This is a genomic window from Actinomycetospora termitidis, assembly GCF_030286555.1.
GTDB classification, from domain to species: Bacteria; Actinomycetota; Actinomycetes; order Mycobacteriales; family Pseudonocardiaceae; genus Actinomycetospora; species Actinomycetospora termitidis.
This window is the reverse complement of record NZ_JASVWF010000002.1, coordinates 329,973-349,805: the sequence shown is the minus strand read 5'-3', so window position 1 is coordinate 349,805 and position 19,833 is coordinate 329,973. Positions and strand designations below refer to the sequence as shown.

At 72.6% G+C, this 19,833-nt stretch carries 17 protein-coding genes; 12 read left to right on the top strand and 5 right to left on the bottom strand.

All coding sequences use genetic code 11. The annotated features are described in order from the left end of the window. Positions 1-73 precede the first annotated feature (73 nt). Positions 74-1,591, top strand: coding sequence for a CocE/NonD family hydrolase (locus QRT03_RS09570; protein WP_286052458.1), 1,518 nt, complete (start codon positions 74-76; stop codon positions 1,589-1,591). Position 1,592: 1 nt separating this feature from the next. On the opposite strand, the gene QRT03_RS09565 is transcribed toward QRT03_RS09570, so the two are convergent. From QRT03_RS09565 to QRT03_RS09555, 3 genes are read right to left on the bottom strand one after another with little or no spacing between them, the layout of a single operon-like run. After that, the gene (locus QRT03_RS09565) at positions 1,593-2,189 is read right to left on the bottom strand and encodes a response regulator transcription factor (RefSeq protein WP_286052457.1); all 597 of its coding nucleotides are present in this window, start codon (positions 2,187-2,189) and stop codon (positions 1,593-1,595) included. Then, positions 2,183-3,277 carry a GAF domain-containing sensor histidine kinase gene (locus tag QRT03_RS09560; RefSeq protein ID WP_286052456.1) on the bottom strand — a complete coding sequence of 365 codons (1,095 nt, stop codon included), beginning with the start codon at positions 3,275-3,277 and terminating at the stop codon, positions 2,183-2,185. Before QRT03_RS09560 ends, QRT03_RS09565 begins: the two co-directional genes overlap by 7 nt. A gap of 31 nt (positions 3,278-3,308) precedes the next feature. Next, the gene (locus QRT03_RS09555; protein WP_286052455.1) at positions 3,309-4,823 is read right to left on the bottom strand and encodes a class I adenylate-forming enzyme family protein; all 1,515 of its coding nucleotides are present in this window, start codon (positions 4,821-4,823) and stop codon (positions 3,309-3,311) included. A gap of 107 nt (positions 4,824-4,930) precedes the next feature. On the opposite strand from QRT03_RS09555, the gene QRT03_RS09550 reads away from it, so the two are divergent. The 11 genes from QRT03_RS09550 (at position 4,931) to QRT03_RS09500 (ending at position 17,456) form a co-directional block, all read left to right on the top strand. Then, a complete protein-coding gene (locus tag QRT03_RS09550; RefSeq protein WP_286052454.1) occupies positions 4,931-6,391 on the top strand; it encodes a linalool dehydratase/isomerase domain-containing protein in 1,461 nt (486 codons plus the stop codon). After that, a complete protein-coding gene (locus tag QRT03_RS09545; protein WP_286052453.1) occupies positions 6,388-6,882 on the top strand; it encodes an SCO family protein in 495 nt (164 codons plus the stop codon). Before QRT03_RS09550 ends, QRT03_RS09545 begins: the two co-directional genes overlap by 4 nt. Positions 6,883-7,066: 184 nt before the next feature. After that, positions 7,067-7,891, top strand: a complete 825-nt coding sequence (locus QRT03_RS09540) for a crotonase/enoyl-CoA hydratase family protein (RefSeq protein ID WP_286052452.1) — start codon at positions 7,067-7,069, stop codon at positions 7,889-7,891. A gap of 268 nt (positions 7,892-8,159) precedes the next feature. Further along, positions 8,160-10,148 (top strand): oxidoreductase, encoded by a 1,989-nt coding sequence (locus QRT03_RS09535; protein ID WP_286052451.1) that lies wholly within the window; start codon positions 8,160-8,162, stop codon positions 10,146-10,148. A 28-nt stretch (positions 10,149-10,176) separates the two neighbouring features. Further along, the gene (locus QRT03_RS09530) at positions 10,177-11,103 is read left to right on the top strand and encodes an MBL fold metallo-hydrolase (protein ID WP_286052450.1); all 927 of its coding nucleotides are present in this window, start codon (positions 10,177-10,179) and stop codon (positions 11,101-11,103) included. A gap of 2 nt (positions 11,104-11,105) precedes the next feature. Beyond that, positions 11,106-12,323 carry an acetyl-CoA C-acetyltransferase gene (locus QRT03_RS09525; protein WP_286052449.1) on the top strand — a complete coding sequence of 406 codons (1,218 nt, stop codon included), beginning with the start codon at positions 11,106-11,108 and terminating at the stop codon, positions 12,321-12,323. Then, the gene (locus tag QRT03_RS09520; protein ID WP_286052448.1) at positions 12,320-14,089 is read left to right on the top strand and encodes an acyl-CoA dehydrogenase; all 1,770 of its coding nucleotides are present in this window, start codon (positions 12,320-12,322) and stop codon (positions 14,087-14,089) included. The genes QRT03_RS09525 and QRT03_RS09520 overlap by 4 nt, the downstream gene beginning before the upstream one ends. A 14-nt stretch (positions 14,090-14,103) precedes the next feature. Further along, positions 14,104-15,516 (top strand): phenylacetate--CoA ligase family protein, encoded by a 1,413-nt coding sequence (locus QRT03_RS09515; RefSeq protein WP_286052447.1) that lies wholly within the window; start codon positions 14,104-14,106, stop codon positions 15,514-15,516. After that, positions 15,513-16,298, top strand: a complete 786-nt coding sequence (locus QRT03_RS09510) for an SDR family NAD(P)-dependent oxidoreductase (protein ID WP_286052446.1) — start codon at positions 15,513-15,515, stop codon at positions 16,296-16,298. Before QRT03_RS09515 ends, QRT03_RS09510 begins: the two co-directional genes overlap by 4 nt. Positions 16,299-16,332: 34 nt before the next feature. Continuing rightward, complete coding sequence (locus tag QRT03_RS09505; protein ID WP_286052445.1) at positions 16,333-16,746, top strand: VOC family protein; 414 nt, start codon at positions 16,333-16,335, stop codon at positions 16,744-16,746. Next, entirely contained in the window at positions 16,746-17,456 is a 711-nt protein-coding gene (locus QRT03_RS09500) for a TetR/AcrR family transcriptional regulator (RefSeq protein WP_286052444.1), read from the top strand. Before QRT03_RS09505 ends, QRT03_RS09500 begins: the two co-directional genes overlap by 1 nt. On the opposite strand, the gene QRT03_RS09495 is transcribed toward QRT03_RS09500, so the two are convergent. Both QRT03_RS09495 and QRT03_RS09490 read right to left on the bottom strand, forming a co-directional pair. Further along, complete coding sequence (locus QRT03_RS09495; protein ID WP_286052443.1) at positions 17,443-19,053, bottom strand: thiamine pyrophosphate-binding protein; 1,611 nt, start codon at positions 19,051-19,053, stop codon at positions 17,443-17,445. The genes QRT03_RS09500 and QRT03_RS09495 overlap by 14 nt on opposite strands. Further along, positions 19,050-19,826 carry a cyclase family protein gene (locus QRT03_RS09490; protein ID WP_286052441.1) on the bottom strand — a complete coding sequence of 259 codons (777 nt, stop codon included), beginning with the start codon at positions 19,824-19,826 and terminating at the stop codon, positions 19,050-19,052. The genes QRT03_RS09495 and QRT03_RS09490 overlap by 4 nt, the downstream gene beginning before the upstream one ends. Positions 19,827-19,833 lie beyond the last annotated feature (7 nt).

Sequence of the window (19,833 nt, the reverse complement as noted above, 5' to 3'; positions counted from 1 at the left end):
CAAGTCAGCTTGCCTTTGTTTCGCCGCGCTCCGCACACTCCGGACACCCGCCCACGGAGCCGAGGGAGCCGTTGTGCAGATCGACCGCGATGTCCCCGTCCCCACCCGCGACGGCACCCCGATCGTCGTGGACGTCTTCCGTCCTGACGACGACGGGCCGGTGCCGGTCATCGCCTCGATCAGCCCCTACGGCAAGGACGTGCACTGGCCCGACCGCTATCCGCAGTACGAGAACGTGCCCCACCACGAGCACATGGTCTGGGAGACCCCGGACCCCGTGTGGTGGACCGAGCGCGGGTACGCGGTCCTGCGCGCCGACACCCGCGGCACCGGGGCGTCGCCGGGGCGGCTCGACCTCTACGGGCCGCAGGACGCCGAGGACTTCCACGACGTCGTCGAGTGGGCGGGCACGCAGCCGTGGTCGACCGGCAAGGTCGCGTCGAGCGGCATCTCGTGGCTGGCGATGATGGGCTGGCGGGTCGCCGCCCTCCAGCCGCCGCACCTCGCCGCGGTGATCGCCTGGGAGGGCCTCACGGACTTCTACCGGGAGGCCGCCTACCAGGGCGGGCTGTACACCCGCGGGTTCATCGACTTCTGGTGGGCCCGGCAGATCGAGCCGCAGCGCACCGGCCCCGAGGGCGATGACTGGCGCGAGGTCCTCCCCCGGCACCCGCTGATCGACGAGTACCACCGCGCCCGGCAGACCGACCTCGAAGCGATCACCGTCCCGCTGCTCTCCGCCGCGAACTGGGGCGGGGTACAGCTCCACCTGCGCGGCAACGTCGAGGGCTGGCGCCGGGCCTCGTCGGAGCACAAGTGGCTCGTGGCGCACACGGGCAGCCACATCGACCCCTACTACGCCGACTGGGCCCTCGACCTGCAGCTGCGCTTCCTCGACCGCTTCCTCAAGGACCAGGCCGACCGCATGGACGGCGTGGCGCCGGTCCGGCTGGCCGTCCGGCACGGGCGCGAGGTCGAGTGGCGCGACACCACCGACCTCCCGGTGCCGGGCACGCAGTGGCGGGAGCTGCACCTCGGCGAGGGCACCCTGGACTGGGCACCTCCGGTGGAGCCCGCCACCGTGCCGTATCCCGCCACGTTCGAGACGGCGCCGGTCGACGAGCCCCTCGAACTCACCGGCCCCGTCGCCCTCCGGCTCTGGATCACCGCGCAGCAGGACGACCTCGACGTCCTCGTCCGCGTCCACCACGTCGACGCCGACGGCGCCGTGCTCCCCGCCGTCGGGCCGCAGGGGCAGGACGTGCCCATGGCCATGGGGTGGCTCAAGGCGTCCCACCGCGAGACCGACCCGGAACGCAGCGAGCCCTACCGCCCGTGGCACCCGCACTGCCGGGCGGTCCCGCTGGTCCCGGGGGAACCCACGCTGCTCGAGGTCGAGATCTGGCCCACCAGCATCTCCCTCGCGCCTGGAGAACGGCTGCGCCTGGAGCTCGTCGTCGAGGACTCCGAACTCGTGGCGATGTCCCACGACCACCCGGACCTGAGCCGGCCCGCGGTGGGCGCCGTCGTCCACGTCGGGGGTGAGCACGCCTCGCACCTGCTCGTGCCGGTCATCCCCGACGCCGCGTGAGTCAGAGCAGCCCGTGGGCGCGGGCGTTGGTGATGACCTGAGCGCGGTTACGGGCGTCGAGCTTGCGCATGACGTTGTGCAGGTAGGTCTTGACGGTGTTCGGGGACAACCGCAGCTCGGCCCCGATCTCGCCGTTCGTGTGTCCGGACGCGACGAGACGGAGCACGTCGTACTCGCGGGGCGTCAGCGGCGCGTCCGTGCCGGGGACGTCGCCGCGGTACGACCCGGTCCGGGCGACGTCCCGGATCGCCGCGCCCAGCTCCGTTCCGGAGGCGTCCTTCACCAACAGCCCCACCGCGCCGGCCGCGAGCGACGGCGCCACCGCCGAGTGCTCCGGGAACGCCGTGAACAGCAGCACCCGGGTCGACGGCGACACCTCCCGCAACCGCGGGACGACGTCCGCGGCCAGCGCGTCGGGCAGACGGACATCGAGCAGCACGACGTCGGGTCGCTCGCGGCCGCACACCGACGTCGCCTCCGCCGCGTCGCCCGCGTGCCCGACGACCTCGATGTCGCTGTGCCGCGCGAGCTGCGAGGCCACGCCGTCGCGGACGACGGGGTGGTCGTCGACGATGAGCACGCGCACCGTGCTCAGCACGGCAGCTCGAGCCTCCAGGTGGTGCCGCCGTGCGGGTCGGGCAGGACGCGCAGGGTGCCGCCGAGCCGGCCGACCGCGTCCGACGTCGTCGTCAACCCGAGTCCCGATGCGGTCCCGGCCGGCCCGACGCCGTCGTCGGTCACCGCGACCACGAGCGATCCGGCCCGGCGCGCCACGCTGACCACCACGGCAGAGGCGCTCGCGTGCTTCTCGACGTTCAGCAGCGCCTCGCGCACGCCGGCGATCACCACGTCCGTCCGCGACGGCGGCAACGACGGCGGGTCGTCCAGCATCACCAGCTCGGCCGGCACGCCCGTGCGGTCGCTGAACGCCGAGCAGTCCTCCTGCAGCACCACCGACAGTTCCAACGCCGCGGGCGACGCCCGGAGCGTCCGCAGCGAGTCCCGCAACGCCGCCGAGGCCTCCTGAGCCTGGTCCTGCAGCCGCGACAACCGGAGCGCCAGCTCAGGATCCGCCCCCATCGCCTCGCTCAGCCCCGCCATCCCGGACCCGATCGCGAACAGCAGCGCGCCCACACTGTCGTGCAGGTTCGCGGCGATCCGGCTGCGCTCCTCGTGGACGGCGACCTCCCGGGCCAGCCGCGCCCGCTCGGCCACCGCCACGGCGAGCGCCACCTCGTGCGCGACCGCCTCCGCCCGCTCCGCGGCCCGACCCCCGAAGGTCCCCGCCGACCGCGCGCCGACGGCCAGCACCCCGAGGAGCCGGTCGTCCCGCCGGACCGGCACGGCCAGCAGCCGCTGCACCCCCTCGAGGTCGATGACCCGGTCGAAGGTGTGCGTGATCTCGGCCGAGCCGAGGTAGTCGTCGACCCACGCCGGCGTCGCGGACGCGTGCACCTTGCCGGTCAGCCCGTGTCCACGGGCGACCGTCAGACCCCGCAGCAGGCCGGTCCGGTCGCCCACGAGCTGAGCCAGGACGAGGTCCTCGGAGGACGGGTCGGCCGGCTCCGCCACCCACGCGACCTCGCCCTCGGCGCGCAGCAGGTCCAGGGCCGCCCGGACCGCCGCGCGCCGGTCGAGCAGGCCGACCAGCTCGGCGTGCTCGCGCGTCAGCTCCGTCGGGTCCACCTGCTCATCGAACGCCGCCGTCCCGGCGATGTCACGGCGTGAACTGCTTGATGAGCTCACGACGCATGATCTTCCCGGTCGACGTCGCGGGCAGCGTCTCGACGAAGCGCACCAGCCGCGGGCGCTTGTAGGCCGCGAGGTGCTCGCGGGCATACTCGACGAGCTCGTCCTCGGTCGGCTCCGACCCCGCGACCGGTACGACGTAGGCGCACGCGATCTCGCCCCGGACGTCGTCGGGAACGGGCCCCGTCGCCACCATCGCGACCTTCGGGTGCGCGGCCAGCACCCGCTCGACCTCGGCCGGGTAGACGTTGTAGCCGCCCGTGATGATCATGTCCTTGCGGCGGTCGACGACGAACACGTGGCCGGTTGCGTCCATCGTCGCGACGTCGCCGGTGTGCAGCCAGCCGTCCGGTTCGATCGTCTCGGCGGTCGCCTCCGGGTTGCCGTGGTACCCGGACATGACGATCGGGCCGCGCACCATCAGCTCCCCTGGCTCGCCGGTCGGGGCGTCGCGCCGGACGTCCTCGAGGTCCGCGATCCGCAGCTCGATCCCGGGCAGGGCCACCCCGATCGACCCCGGCACCGGCGGCGCGTACAGCGCGTGCGTGGTGCCGAGGCCCGCGACCTCCGTCATGCCCCACAGCTCGATCAGCGGCGCGCCCGAGCGGGTCTGCCACCGCTCGATCGTCGAGAGCGGGATCGTCTGCCCGCCCACCGTGCAGCGCGTGAGCGACGACAGGTCCGCGTCGGCGAGACCCGGATCCGCGAGCAGCATCGCGTACATCGCGGGGACGCCCTCGAACAGCGTCGCCCGGTGCTCGCCGATCAGCCGCAGCGCCTCCGACGCCGAGAACCGCTCCATCAGCACGACGGTGCCGCCGGCCAGCAACGTCCCGTTGATGACGACGTTGCCGTAGACGTGCGGCGCGGGCAGGGCGGTCACGACGACGTCGTCCTCACGCCGCCCGTGCATCGTCGCGGTGAGCGCGCAGTTGAGCAGCACCGCGCGGTGGCTCTGCACCGCGCCCTTCGGGTGGCCGGTGGTGCCCGACGTGTAGCCGATCGTCGACGGCTCCTCGGGCTTCGTGAGGACGGCCGGGGCCGGCTCCTCGCAGGCCAGCAGCTCGTCGAACGCGACCGCGCCCTCCACCGACCCGAACGCCACCACCGTGAGCGGCTCGGGCAGGTCCCGCGTCAGCTCGAGCACCGTCGGGGCCTGCTCGGCGCTGGTGAACACCGCCGCCGCGCCGCAGTCCCGCAGGACGAAGGCCAGCTCCTCCGGCGTGAGCATGACGTTCACCGGGTTCACGACCGCACCCGCCTTGAGCGCCCCGTGGTACGCGACGACCCACTCCCACCGGTTCTGCGCGTACAGCGACACCGGCCGCCCGGCCGTCACCCCGCGCGCGACGAGCCCGGCGGCGACCCGGTCGCTCAGCGCGTCCAGCTCGGCGAAGCTCAGCGTCCGCGTCGCCGTCACCAGCGCCGGCTTGTCGCCGAACCGCGGGCCGACCCCGCGCAGGATGTCTCCGGGACCGTCCACCGTCACCTCCACGTCGATGTGCCTGCGCATCAGACCGGTGCAGTCCGTGTCACGGCACACCCGAACGGGTGTGGCGCGCGTCGCCCCGCTGCGTACGGTCGGAGCGCATGACGACGCCGTCCGTGCTCGACGAGGCCCAGCTGGGACACCTGCGCCACTGGGACGACCTGTCCCGTCGGCTGCCGCACGACTGGTCCGGCATGCAGGGCAAGGGCGCCGGCGAGGACGACTTCGGCAGCTACCGCTTCCAGCTCGCCTACATGATCTACGGGCTCGCCCTGACCCACCGCCACCGCCTCCCGGCCGCACCCGGCGTCGTCCGCCCGACGATCCAGCGGCTGATCGAGAAGCTGCTCATGCCCGACGTCTGGATGTACTGGCGCGACGCGTCCCGCGGCGGGATGGTCATGAACGCGCACCTCTCCGAGGGCTACCACGAGGAGTGGGACCCGGTGGTGCGCGACAACATCATGTACTCGGCGTACGTGCAGTCGTGCGCGCTGCTGCACGACGTCCTGTTCGCCGACGACCGGTACGCGCAGCCGGGCGCGCTGACCTTCGAGCACTGGTCGTTCTTCTGGGGCGGTGAGCCGAAGCGCTTCGTCTACGACCGGGAGTCGCTCAACGAGAACCTGTACTGGCAGATGGTGCAGAACGGCTACCTCGGCATCGCGTGCGAGCCGAACTGCGTGTTCCAGATCTGCAACCAGCCCGCCATCCTCGGCTTCCGGCTGCACGACGTGATCACCGGCGGCGACCGCGCCGAGGAGGTCGTCGCCGGCTACCAGAAGGCCTGGGCCGACTTCGGGCGCCTGGACGACGCCGGGCACTACAACCAGATGATCCTCGAGGACACCAAGGTCGTCGCGCCGAACGCGCTGCAGGCGCCGTGGGTCGACGCGTGGTGCGGCGCGCTGATGAACACCTGGAACCGCGACTTCGTCCGCGAGAACTACCCGCGCCAGGTCGCCGACTTCCTGATCCCCGGGCCCGACGGAACGATCTCGGTCCGGTCCACGCCCGCCATGAACGTCATGGGGCAGACCGTCGTCAACGACACCTGCGACCTCGGGTGGGTCGCCGCCTGGGCCTCCGAGATGGGCGACCGGGCGACGCTGGACGGCATCCTCGCCCACGCCGACCGCTTCATGAACCCGACCTGGCGCGACGGCGCCCTGTCCTACCCCCGCAACGACACCCCGACCGACGCCGACGGGAACCGCACCGACATCGAGCCGATGTCCGGGAACGTCCTGATCGGCTACGCCCGCCTCAACGTCCCCGACGGGCTCCACACGCTCTACCAGGAGCCGTGGGGCGCCGAGCACTTCGCGGAGCCCGCGCTCACCGAGGTCGGGCGGGACGTCGAGGTCAGCCGGGCCCAGGTGGTCGACGGCGTGCTGCACGCGCGGCTGCGGCGGCGGAGCGGCGACGAAGCGACCGTGGTCATCGACCGCGTCCCACCCGGCGCGCGGCTGCGGTTCGACGGGCAGGAGATCGCGGCCGACGGCACCGTCACCCTCGAAGTGCCTCCGGGCCCGGCCCGCGACCTGGAGCTCGTGCCGTGAGCGCACCGACCGCGATCGGGTTCGACCTGGTCGACCATCACGGCACACCCGTCGACGCCGGGACCTACCGCGGCTCGTGGCTGCTGGTGCAGTTCGGCTTCACCTCGTGCCGCGTGGTGTGTCCGCGCGCGCTGACCAAGCTGACCGCCGCCCTCGACGGGCTCGGCGACGACGTCGACCGGGTGCGTCCGCTCTACGTGACGGTCGACCCCGACCGGGACACACCCGACGTCATGAAGGCCTTCCTGACGACGTCGTACCCGCGCTTCACGGGGTTGACCGGTACGCCGGAGCAGGTCGAGGCGGCCAAGGAGACCTTCCGGGTGTTCGCGCGCCGCCGCGCGGACCCCGAGGACCCGGACGGCTACGCCGTGCCGCACACCGCGATGACCTACCTGGTCGACCCGGACGGCCGGTGGGTCCGGCACTGGCCGGACACCGCCGAGGAGGAGACGCTCACCGCGGACCTCGAGGCGGCGCTCGCGGCGTGAGCCTGCACGTCCCGTGCCAGCAATGCGTCACTGCTGGCACTGGGCGCCAGGAAATCCGTCACCGTGGGTGGCCGCCGCCCTCGGGTGACGCGCATGATCCACATCCGGGCGGCGAAGTGCCCCTCCACGCGGGCACCCTGCCGCCCGGAAGTCGATCACGATGCAGGGAGCGCACCATGGGGGCGTGAGCGCCGAGCAGCGGGTCCGGGTCGAGGTCGTCGAGGGCGTCGCGGACGTGCGGCTGGCGCGCCCGGAGAAGCGGAACGCCCTCGATCCCGCGATGTTCGAGGCGATCGTGCGCACCGGGGAGCAGCTGCGGCACGACCCCTCGGTGCGGGTCGTGGTGCTCTCCGGCGAAGGGCCGGACTTCTGCGCCGGCCTGGACTTCGGCTCGTTCCGCGCGATGGCGGGCGGTGAGCGGCTCTCGGCGTCCGCGCAGCTCCCGCCGACGTCGGGGCCGGCGCGGGCGACGGGTCAGCGGGCGGCGTGGGTGTGGGCCGAGCTCGAGGTGCCGGTGATCGCCGCGATCCACGGCAACGCGCTCGGCGGCGGACTGCAGATCGCGCTCGGCGCCGACATCCGCATCGTCGCCCCGGATGCCCGGCTGTCGGTGCTCGAGACGCGCTGGGGGCTCGTCCCGGACATGACCGGGTCGCAGGTGCTGCCCGAACTGGTCGGCCGCGACGTCGCGAAGGAGCTGACGCTGACCGGCCGGTTCGTCGACGGCGAGGAGGCCGCCGCGCTCGGGTTGTGCACCCGCACCGCGCCGGACCCCCACGCCGCCGGGATCGAGCTCGCCCGGGAGATCGCGGCGCGCAGCCCGCACGCGGTCCGGGCCGCGAAGCGCCTGCTCGACCTCGCCGGCCGCGTCGACCTCGCCACCGGCTTCGCCGCCGAGCAGACCGAGATCGGGGCCCTGATCGGCAGCCCGAACCAGATCGAGGCCGTCACCGCCGGGTTCGAGAAGCGGCCGCCGGTGTACGAGGACGTGGCTCCCCGCGAGCGGTGACGACCGGACCCGACGAGGCGATCGGAGCACTCGCCCGGCTCACGTCCGCGCGGCGACCGTGATCACCGGGCATTGAGCGCTGCCCGTGTGGCCTCGTCGCAGCTCTCGGTGCCCGCTCGTGGCGCGCCGCCGGCCCGCCACCGGCCCTTGACACGTCGGTGAGCCGCTCCCTACATTTCGATGAGTTACCGCTCGTTCAGCTATCCAACTCATCGGTTAGCAAGAGGGCGGAGCCCCATCCACCACCTCCACCTTGGGGAGCGCGACGATGCGCGACTACGAAGCCCTCTGGCAGCCGATCTCGATCGGCCCCGTCACGCTGAAGAATCGCGTGGTCGTCACGCCGCACGCCCTCGCCTACGGCCGCGACAACCTGATGACGCAGCAGAGCGTCGACTACTACGAGGAACGCGCGAAGGGCGGCGCCGGGCTGATCCTGACCGAGGCCCAGGTCGTCCACCCCTCGAGCCGCGGCATGATGCTGCGGACGCTGCAGAGCTGGCCGACCGAGGTCATCCCGGTCTACGAGCGCCTGGCGAAGGCCGTCCACCGGCACGGCGCGCGGGTGTTCGTCGACCTCTCGCACTTCGGGGCCGAGGACACCAACACGATGCACCTCGACAACTGGCGGGCGCTCTGGAGTGCGTCGGGGCTCCCGTCCTCGATGTACGGCGAGATTCCGCGCCCGATGTCGCACGACGACATCGCGGCGCTCGTCGACGGATTCGCCCGCAGCGCCCGGAACGCCGAGGTCGCCGGAATGGACGGCGCGGAGATCCACGCCGCCCACGGCTATCTGCTGTGCAGTTTCCTGTCGCCGCTCACCAATCGGCGCACCGATGCCTACGGCGGCTCCACCGAGAACCGCTGCCGCCTCGTGATCGAGTGCGCGCGGGCGGTCCGGGACGTCACCGGTCCCTCGTTCGCGGTCGGCGTGCGGCTCTCGCTCGACGAGTTCGTGGCGGGAGGCATCGACCCGGACGAGGGCGAGCGCATCCTCCGCACGCTCGACGCCTCCGGGCTGTTCGACTACTTCAGCGTCAGCGGCGGGGCGGCCGCCTCGTTCCACTACACGGTCTCGCCGATGAGCATCCCCGGGACCCCGCTGGTGGACCTGGCCGTCCGTGCGAAGTCGGTCGTCGACAAGCCCGTGATCACGGCGAACGGCATCGCCGAACTGAGCACCGCGAACGGCATCGTCGAGCGCGGCGACGCCGACCTCGTCGCGATGACCCGCGCGCACATCGCCGACCCGCACCTCGTCACGAAGGCCCTCACCGGGCGCGAGGACGAGATCCGTCACTGCGTGGGCGGCAACCAGGGCTGCTTCAACCGCATGGCCAAGGGCTGGTCGCTGACCTGCACCCAGAACCCGTCGGCGGGACGCGAGGCCGAGCTCGGCCTCGGGACCCTCCAGCCCGCCGTCGAGCCCCGCACCGTGGTCGTCGTGGGTGGCGGACCGGCCGGGATGCGCGCCGCGGAGACCGCGGCGCAGCGCGGCCACCGGGTCGTCCTCCTCGAGCGCAGCGATCGGCTCGGCGGGCAGATCCGCTACGCCGCGCAGCTCCCGACGCGCGGGCGCTGGGCGGCGACGGTCACCGACATGGAGCGCACGCTCGACAAGTACAAGGTCGACGTCCGGCTCGGGACGACGGCGTCGGTGGAGAGCGTCGCGGCGGAGGAGCCCGACCACGTCGTCGTCGCCACCGGCTCGTCCTGGCGCACCGACGGCTACCTGGCGGCCGTCGGCAACCACGGCGGCATCCCCGGCCTGGAGCACACCGTCGCGCTCGACCCGATCACCGCGATCGTCGACAGCGACCGCGCGGGGCAGCGGGTGCTGATCATCGACGACACCGGCGAGTACCTGGCCATGGGACTCGCGGAGAAGCTCGCGGGCGAGGGCCGGAGCGTCGAGATCGTGAGCACGCGCCTGACCATCGGCGACAACACGCTGATGAACCTGGACATCGCGCACGTCTACCCGCGCCTGCACGCCGCCGGCGTCGTCCTCAGCCCGCAGCACGCCGTCTTCGCGGTGACTCCCGAGGGCGCGGTGGTCGGGCGCATCTGGGACGGGGCACAGCGGATCGTGCCCGTCGACTCGATCGTCACCGTCGCCATGCGCGACCCCGAGGAGTCCCTGGTCGAGGGCCTGCGGGCGCGCTGGCCCGTCACGCAGATCGGCGACTGCGTCGCGCCCCGCCGGGTCGACGAGGCGATCTACGAGGGCGAGATGGCCGGCCGCGGGATCTGAACCCCACCCACCTGCACAGGAGGCACCCATGTGGAAGCTCGGCGACATCGTCGTCAGCCAGATCCTGGAGATGCCCGTCGAGCCGGGCGAGCTCGACGGGCTGATCGAGGAGGCCACCCCCGACGCGGTCAACGCCATCGACTGGCTGCACCCGCACTACGCGAACGACGCCGGCCAGACCCTGTGGAGCCTGCACGCCTTCGTCGTCGAGACGCCGGAGGCACGCGTCCTGGTCGACGCCGGGTGCGGCAACCACAAGAACCTGCCGCTGATCCCGAACTGGGGCGGGCTCGACAACCCGTTCCTCGAGCGGCTCGCCGAGGCGGGCTACCGGCCCGAGGACATCGACGTCGTCCTGGCCACCCACCTGCACCTCGACCACGTCGGCTGGAACACCGTGCTCGACGACGGGGCGTGGCGCCCGACGTTCCCGAACGCTCGCTACACCTACGTGCGCGAGGAGTTCGAGTACCACCGCGGGCTCGCCGAGGGCGAGAGCACCACCTCGGACCTCTCGCACGCCGTCGTCTACGAGGGCGCGAACCCCGACATCCACGTGCAGACCCGGCTGGTGTTCGCCGAGTCCATCCAGCCGTGCCTCGACGCCGGTCTCGTCGACCTCGTCGATTCCGACCACGAGGTCACGCCCGGGGTGCGCTACGCGTCGACACCCGGGCACACCAAGGCCCACCACAGCGTGCGGCTGGAGTCCGGCGGCGAGGTCGGCGTGGTCACCGGCGACTTCATCCACCACCCGATCCAGCTGGCCCGCCCGGCGTGGAGCTCGCGCGGCGACTGGGACCGCGAGCTGTCCGCGCGGAGCCGCACCGCGTTCCTGGAGTCGGTCGTGGACACCCCGACCCTGGTCCTCGGCACCCACTTCAGCGGCCCGGCCGGTGGCCACGTCGTTCCCGACGGCGAGGCCTTCCGCTTCGCGCCGGTCCAGGGGAGCTGACCATGACGGAAGCGGTCATCGTGTCCGCGGTCCGCTCGCCGATCGGGCGCGCGGTGAAGGGCTCGCTCGCGACGATGCGGCCCGACGAGCTCACCGCGCAGATGGTCCGGGCCGCCCTCGACGGCGTTCCCGAACTGGACCCGGAGCAGGTCGACGACCTGATGCTCGGCTGCGGCAACCCCGGCGGTGAGCAGGGCTTCAACATGGCCCGGATCGTCGCGGTCGCCCTCGGCCACGACCACCTGCCCGGCACCACCGTCACCAGGTACTGCGCCTCGTCGCTGCAGACGACCCGGATGGCGTTCCACGCGATCAAGGCGGGCGAGGGGCACGCCTTCGTCTCGGCCGGCGTCGAGACCGTCTCCCGCTTCGCGAACGGCACCTCCGACTCGCTCCCGGGCACGCAGAACCCGCGCTTCGACGAGGCGCAGGAGCGGACCGTGCGGGCGGCCGAGGAGAACCCGCCCTGGACCGACCCGCGCGCGGCCGGACTGCTGCCCGACGCCTACATCTCCATGGGTCAGACCGCCGAGAACGTCGCCTCGCACACCGGCATCGGCCGGGACGAGCAGGACCGGTGGGCCGTGCGCTCGCAGAACCGCGCCGAGGAGGCGATCGCGCGGGGCCATTTCACGCGAGAGATCACCCCGGTCACGACGCCGGACGGCCGGACGGTCACTGCCGACGACGGCCCGCGGGCCGGGACGACGGTGGAGAAGGTCGCCGCCCTGAAGCCGGTGTTCCGGGTGGACGGGACGGTGACCGCGGGGAACTCGTGCCCGCTGAACGACGGCGCGGCGGCGCTGGTGGTCATGTCGGACACCCGGGCCCGCGAGCTCGGGATCCGGCCGCTCGCCCGCATCGTCTCGACCGCCGTCTCCGGGCTCTCCCCCGAGATCATGGGACTCGGCCCCGTCGAGGCGTCCCGCCGGGCCCTGGCCCTCGCCGGCATGTCCGTCGCCGACGTCGACCTCGTCGAGATCAACGAGGCCTTCGCGGTCCAGGTCCTGGGCTCCGCCCGTGCGCTCGGGATCGACGAGGACCGGCTGAACGTCTCCGGCGGCGCCATCGCGCTGGGCCACCCGTTCGGCATGACAGGCGCCCGCATCACGGCGTCCCTGCTCAACAACCTCGACGCCCACGACGGCGAGGTCGGGCTCGAGACCATGTGTGTCGGCGGCGGCCAGGGCATGGCCATGGTGATCGAGCGGCTCCGATGACCGCGGTGATGAACCGGCGGGACCTGGAGTTCCTGCTGTTCGAGTGGCTCGACGTCACGGCGCTGACCGAGCACGAGTACTTCGCGGAGCACTCGCGGGAGACCTTCGCGGCGCTACTCGAACTGAGCGAGGACCTGGCCACGACGTACTTCGCGCCGTCCAACCGGCTCGGCGACACCGAGGAGCCGCGGATCGCCGACGACGGGACGGTGACGCTCCCGGCCGAGACCGGGGCCGCCCTCGCGGCGTTCGCGAAGGCCGACCTCCTCGCGGCCCAGTTCGACGGCTCGGTCGGCGGGATGCAGCTCCCGCTCACCGTCTTCCAGGCGTGCATGGCCTGGTTCCAGGCGGCCAACACCGCGACCACCGGCTACGCGTTCCTGACGATCGCCGCGGCCAACCTCCTGGTCGCGCACGGCAGCCCCGAGCAGGTCGACGCCTGGGTGCGGCCGATGCTCGCCGGCGAGACCTTCGGGACGATGTGCCTGAGCGAGCCCGAGGCCGGGTCCTCACTCGCCGACGTCACCACCCGCGCGACCCGCTGCCCGGACGGGACGTACCGCGTCGTCGGGACGAAGATGTGGATCTCCGCCGGCGACCACGGGCTCGGCGACATCGTCCACCTCGTCCTGGCGCGCACCCCGGGAGCGCCCGCCGGCGTCCGCGGGCTCTCGTTGCTCGCCGTCCCGAAGTACCTGCCGGACCGCCGCCGCAACGACGTCGTCCTGACCTCGCTCAACCACAAGACGGGCACGCGGGGCACGACGAACGCGGTGCTCGCCTTCGGCGACGGCACCCACGCGCCGACGCCCGAGCCCGGCGCCGTCGGGTACCTCGTGGGCGAGGAGGGTCGGGGCCTGGCCCAGATGTTCCACATGATGAACGAGGCGCGGATCGGTGTCGGGCTCGTCGCGGCCGCCGTCGGGCAGGCCGGCTACCGGAAGTCGCTCGAGTACGCGGCCGTGCGCACGCAGGGCCGGTCGCTCACCGACCGGGACCCGACGTCGCCGCCGGTCCCCCTGACCGCCCACCCCGACGTCCGCCGGATGCTGCTGGCGCAGAAGGCCTACGTCGAGGGCGGCCTCGCGCTCGTGCTGCGGTGCGCGATGCTCGTCGACCGGCTCCGGACCGTCACCGACGACCGGCAGCGGCGCCGGCTCGGCCTGCTGCTCGACCTCCTGACGCCGATCGCGAAGAGCTGGCCGTCGCAGTGGTGCCTCGAGGCGAACTCCCTCGCGATCCAGGTCCACGGCGGCTACGGCTACAGCCGCGAGTTCGACGTGGAGCAGCACTGGCGCGACAACCGCCTCAACCCGATCCACGAGGGCACGCACGGCATCCAGGCCCTGGACCTCCTCGGCCGGAAGGTGGTGACCGACGGCGCCTTCGCCGAGCTCGCGGCCGCGATCCGCGCGACCGTCGCCGAGGCGGCGCGGATCGACGCGCTGGCCGAATACGCCGAGGCCCTCGACGATGCGCTGACCCACCTGAGCCACGTCACCTTCCTCGTCACCGAGCCGGAGCACGCCACCGCGGGCCTCGCCAACGCCACGCTTTACCTCGAGGCTGCCGGCCACATCGTCGTCGCCTGGATCTGGCTGGAGCTCGCCATCGCCGCGCACGGGCGCGAGGGCCGGTTCTACGACGGCAAGCGGGCCGCGGCGCAGTACTTCTTCCGCCACGAGCTGCCGAAGGTGTCCGCACCGCTCGACCTGCTCGCCAGCCACGACCGCACCGCGCTGGACCTCGATCCACGCTGCCTGTGAACCAGGAGCCCGACGTGACCACACGACCGATCCCCTACTACTGGTCCAGCATCGACTGGCCGCGCTTCGTCGAGGACTACCCGCCGCCGCCCGCGTTCTCCGACGCCATGTCCGCCCTGTCCGACGACGGGCTCCGCGAGTTGCAGGAGCGCCGCTTCCTGGCCCGCGTGCAGGAGGCGTGGGAGATCCCGTTCTACCGGGACCGGTGGAGCGCCGCCGGCCTCGAGCCCGGCGACATCCGCGGCCTGCCGGACATCGAGCGCATCCCGACCTTCACCAGCGAGGATCTCAAGGCGAGCATCGCCGACGAGCCGCCGTTCGGGTCGCACCAGAACTTCGCCCTGAAGGCCATGGCCACCCCGCTGAAGATCCAGTCGAGCGGGGGCACGTCCGGTCTCCCCCGCCCGACGCTGTTCGACCCGGTCGCCTGGGAGGTCCAGGCCATCCAGTTCGCCCGAGCCTTCCATGCGCAGGGCGCCGAGGTCGGGGACGTCCTGCAGATCACCCTCACCAACAGTCTCGCCAACACGGCGTGGTGCTCGTCCACCGCCGCGATGAACTGGTGCGGGCTGGTCCCCCTGACGACCGGTTCCGGCGTCGTGACGTCGTCGACGCGGCAGCTCGAGCTGGCCCGGGAGTGGGGCACCGCCGGCTGGGTCGCGTTCGGCGAGTACATGAAGATCCTGGCCGAGACCGCGATCCGGGAGGGCATCGACCTCGCCGCCGATCTGCGCACCCGCTTCATCCACACCTACCTCGGCGTGGACGAGGAGGGACACCTGCGCAAGCTCCTCTCCGAGGCGTGGGGAGCGGAGGTGTACGACAACTACGGCACCCACGAGGTCGGCCTGGTCGGCTTCGAGTGCGCCGCGCACGACGCCCTGCACGTCAACGACGACACCGCGCTCCTCGAGGTCGCCGACCGGGAGACGGGCGAGATCCTCGACGTCGGCGAACCCGGCAACCTGGTCGTGACGAGCCTGCACCGCTCGGTCCCGCCGATCATCCGCTACGACCTCAAGGACCTGATGCGGACGAGCCGGCGCGGCGTCTGCGGCTGCGGGCTACGCACGACGAAGCTCTCCGGGTTCCTCGGCCGGTCCGACGAGATGGTCAAGCTGCGGGCCACGAGCGTCTACCCGCGCTCCGCGCAGGACGTGGTCGCGGGCGACCCTCGCACCACCGGGGAGTTCCTGTGCGTCGTCGAGACCGTCGGGGAGGGCCTCGCCTCCCGCGAGCGCATGCGGGTGCAGATCGAGGGGCGCGACAGGGCCGGTGCCCACGACCTCGAGGCCGACATGCGCGGCCTGTTGCACACCGCGTTCGGGGTGGCGGTCGACGTCGAGATCGTCCCGGCGGCCTCCCTCGCCCCGCTGACCGGGCTCGGCGGCGAGGGCAAGGTCAAGCGCCTGCTGGACCTGCGGTGAGCGCCGCGCCGTCGGAGTCCGTCAGCACGGACCCGTTCCGCCTGGACGGCCACGTCGCCCTGGTGACCGGCGGCTCCTCCGGGTTGGGGGTCGCCTTCGCCCGCGCCCTCGCCGCCGCGGGCGCGCGCGTGGCGGTCACGGCGCGGCGTACCGCGATGCTCGAGCGAACCGTGGCCGGCATCGAGGCCGACGGCGGGACCGCAGCGGCGATCACGGCCGACGTCCGCGACCCCGACCGCTGCCGCGCGGCCGTGGAGCAGGCCCGCGAGGCTCTCGGTGGACTCGACGTCCTGGTCAACAACGCGGGAGTCGGGAGCGCGGTCCCCGCGCTGCGCGAAACCCCCGACGAGTTCCGGGCGGTCGTCGAGGCCAACCTCGCGGGCGCGTACTGGATGGCGCAGGCGTGCGCGGCGGAGATGGCGCCGGGCAGCTCGATCGTCAACGTCTCCAGCGTCCTGGCCCTGACCACGGCCGGGCTCCCCCAGGCCGCCTACTCGGCGAGCAAGGCAGGCCTGCTCGGCCTCACCCGCGACCTCGCCCAGCAGTGGGGTCCGCGCCGCGGCATCCGCGTGAACGCGATCGCTCCCGGCTTCGTCGAGACCGAGATGACCGGTCAGTACCGCCCGGAGTACGTCGAGTCCGTGCTCCGGCCGCGTCTCCTGCTGGGCCGGTTCGGGTCCCCGGCGGAGATCGCGCAGGTTGGCGTGTGGCTCGCGTCGCCCGCCGCCGGCTACGTGACCGGTCAGACGATCGTCGTCGACGGCGGCATGACCCTCACCTGACTCCCTGCAGCACCGATTCCCCTAGGAGCATCCCGTGCAGTTCCACGGCATCCACGGCCTCAACATCGCCGTCCACGACCTCGAGCAGTGGACCCGCCGGTTCGAGGAGGTGTTCGAGATGGCGAGCAAGCCCGTCGACGAATCCGGATTCGCCTTCCCCGGCCTGCGCGGCGCCTCGTTCGACATCAACGGGTTCCATCTCAATCTCATCGCGAGCGACGCCGAGTCGACCTCGGTGAGCCGATTCCTCGAACGCCGCGGCGAGGGCGTCTTCCTCGTGTCGGTCGGCGTCCAGGACGTCGACGTGGCGACCCGCGAGTTGCGCGACGTCGGACTCGCGCCCGTGCTCGAGGAGCCCGTCCGGGGTGAGGGGCACGCCGGTGTAACCTTCACCCACCCGCGGGACATGGCCGGGGTCCAACTCGAATTCATCGAGGTACCTCGCTGATGCCCAGAAGCACGATCATGCAGGACGAGCTGACCCGGGCCGCGACCAGGCTCTTCCAGGCCCGGGGCATTCGCGCCGTCTCACTGCAGGACATCGCCGAGGAGGTCGGCGTCACGAAGGCGGCGCTCTACCACTACTTCGCCAATCGGGACGACCTGCTCCGCCACGTCTTCGGGGACTGGATCAAGCGGGACATCGCCAAGCTCGACGCGGTGACCTCCATTCCCGGGACGGCGCGGGAGAAACTGCACGGCTACGTCCGGCACCACGTCGAATGCCTCACCGAGAGCATCGAGCTCTACAGCCTGTCCTTCAGTTCCGAGGCCGAACTCCCCGCGGAGGTCCGGGCCGAGTTCCGACGGTTCAAGCGGGAGAGCGACCTCGTCGTCCGGGGTATCATCCGGGAGGGCGTGCAGAACGGCGAGTTCGTCGACGGCGACGAGCGCAGCACCGTCTTCGCGATCGACGGAATGTGCAACTGGCTCTGGAAATGGTACAAGGCCTCCGGGCCGATGACTCCGGACCAGATCGCCGACCAGTTCAGCGACCTCGTCCTCTACGGCCTCGCCGCCCGGAACGGACGACCGACCGGCGGACCCGCCGACCTGAGCCGGGCCGAGATGCTGCGCTATCACGCCCGCGCGATCCGGTTCCACTCCGAGAAGCTCGAGGAACTGACGGCGGAGTCCGACGGCGTCAGTGCCCCTTGAACGCCTCCGCGAGCCACCACGCCGGTTCGTCGGCGACGACCTTCGCGTCCAGCAGCAGAGGTCGGTTTCGGGGCCCGTCCAACCACGTGCGGACGATCGCCAGGTCCGCCGTCGACCGCACCACGGCCGCGTCGCACCCGTAGCCGCGCGCGATCGCGGCGAGGTCGGTGTCCGGGAAACGGACCGTGCCGTGGTCGTCGTCGGCGAAATGGTGGAACTCGGCGCCGTACCCGGCGTCGTCGTACACCACGATCACCATCCCGAGCCCGAGCCGCACGGCGGTCTCCAGCTCGCTGATGCTCATGAGGAACCCGCCATCCCCGCAGGCCGCGACAGCCAGCCGGTCCGGCCGGGCGAGGGCCGCGCCAATCGCCGTCGCGAGCCCCAGGCCGATCGACTGGAAGCCCTGGGTGAAGCAGAACCCGGCCTCGTCGGGGACCTGCAGGTAGCCAGCGGGGTAGCCCATGAAGTTGCCGGAGTCGACGGCGACGGTGCGCTCGGCGGGCAGGAGTTCGTCGAGGGCGGCGGAGAGCACCCGCGGGTCGATGCGGTCCCCGATGACCTCGGTCGGGGCCGCGTGCCGCGCATCCGTACGAATGCGTTCCCCGATCTCCGGGCTCCGGTACCCGGCCGACTTCCCGCACACCTCGAGGACGTCCGCCGCCGTCGCCCCCACGTCGCCGAGCACACCGAGGGCCACCGGCCGGTTCGTACCGAGGGCCTCGGCGGTGTCGTCGACCTGGACCAGGGTGGCGCCGGCGGTGAGCTCGCCGTGCCGGGTCGTCCACATCGTCAGGGAGGCGCCCCAGGCGACGATCAGGTCGGCGTCGGCGATCAGTTCCGCGGCCAACGGGGTCGAGAAGCCGCCGGAGATGCCGAGCGACCAGGGCGACCCGGTGAACAGGCCGTGCGCGACGGCGCTGGTGGCGAGCAGCGCCCCGCAGCGGTCGGCGAGCGCCTCCAGCTCGCTCCGCGCGCCGCGCGCGCCGCGGCCGGCGACGAACACCGGGCGGCGAGCCCCGTCGAGCAGCGCGGCGAGCTCCGCGACCGACGCGGCGTCCGGGCGGGGCGGCCGCCAGGTCGTCCGCGGCCGGGACCCGTCGACGGCCGGCGCGGCCTGCACGTCCAGGGGCAGGTTCACGACGACGGTGCGGCGCTGGTCGCGCGCGACGCCGTACGCCCGCACGACGTCGGCGACGGCGGACGCCGGGGTGTTCACTCGCTCGGGCACCGCACCGACCGCGCGGACGAGGGCGTCCTGGTCGATGCGGAAGTTGTTGCGGACCTGCGCACCCGGGGTGTCGGCGGCCAGCACGAGCAGCGGCGAGCGCGACTTCGCGGCCTCGGTGATCCCGGTCATCGCGTTCGTGAGCCCGCAGCCCTGGTGCACCGTCAGCACCCCGACCTCGCCGGACGTGCGGGCGTACGCGTCGGCCATCGTCGCGGCGCCGCCCTCGTGACGGGCGGCGGTATACCCGACACCGGCCGACCGAAGCGCGTTGGTGACGTGGAAGTTCCCGCTGCCGACGACACCGAAGGCGCGCCCGACGCCGAGCTCGGCCAGCAGCGTCCCGACCTGCTCCGCGACCGTCGTCACGAGCGCTCCACCAGCGCCAGCACCCGCGCCGGCGACCCGGAGCCGCCGACGATGGGCAACGGGCTGACCACGAGCACCGCGCCCGTCGCGGGCAGCCGACCGAGGTTGCGCAGGCTCGTCAGGCCCCAGCGGTTCGCGCCCATGAGGTAGTGGTGGCAGGAGAACGGCGGGTCGAACCCGCCGGCGGCGCCCGCGTCGGTCCCGACCGTCTCCACCCCGAACCCGGTCAACGGCGACTCCTGCGCGATCCACCGCGCGCACTCCGCGGACACGCCCGGCGTGTGCGGGCCCGCCTCGTCGGCGTTGACGAACTCCTCCTGCGTGCCGCCCCGCGACTCCCACCCGGTGCGGTAGAGGAGCCACCCGCCGTCGGGAAGGGGTCCGTGCTCGGCCTGCCACGCCTCGAGGTGCGCGACCTCGAGCAGGAAGTCCGGGTCCCGCTCGACCTCGGCGGTCATGTCGATCACCGCGACCGGTGCGACCAGCGTCGACATCGGCACCTGCGAGACGTCCGGACCCTCGCGGCCGGTCACCCAGTGGTTCGGGGCGTCGAGGTGGGTGCCGGTGTGCTCGCCGGTGTGGATGTCGTTCCAGTACCAGGCCGGGCCGCGGTCGTCGTACCGCGAGAGCTCCTCGAGCCGGAAGCGCGAGGTGTTCGCGAACGGCGGCGGCAGTTCCAGGATGGGCGTGGACTCCTGCAGCGGCGTCGTGAGGTCGACGACCTCGACGGCGCCGGAGCGCATCGCCTCGGCGAAGGCGGTCAGGACGGACATGTCGGCT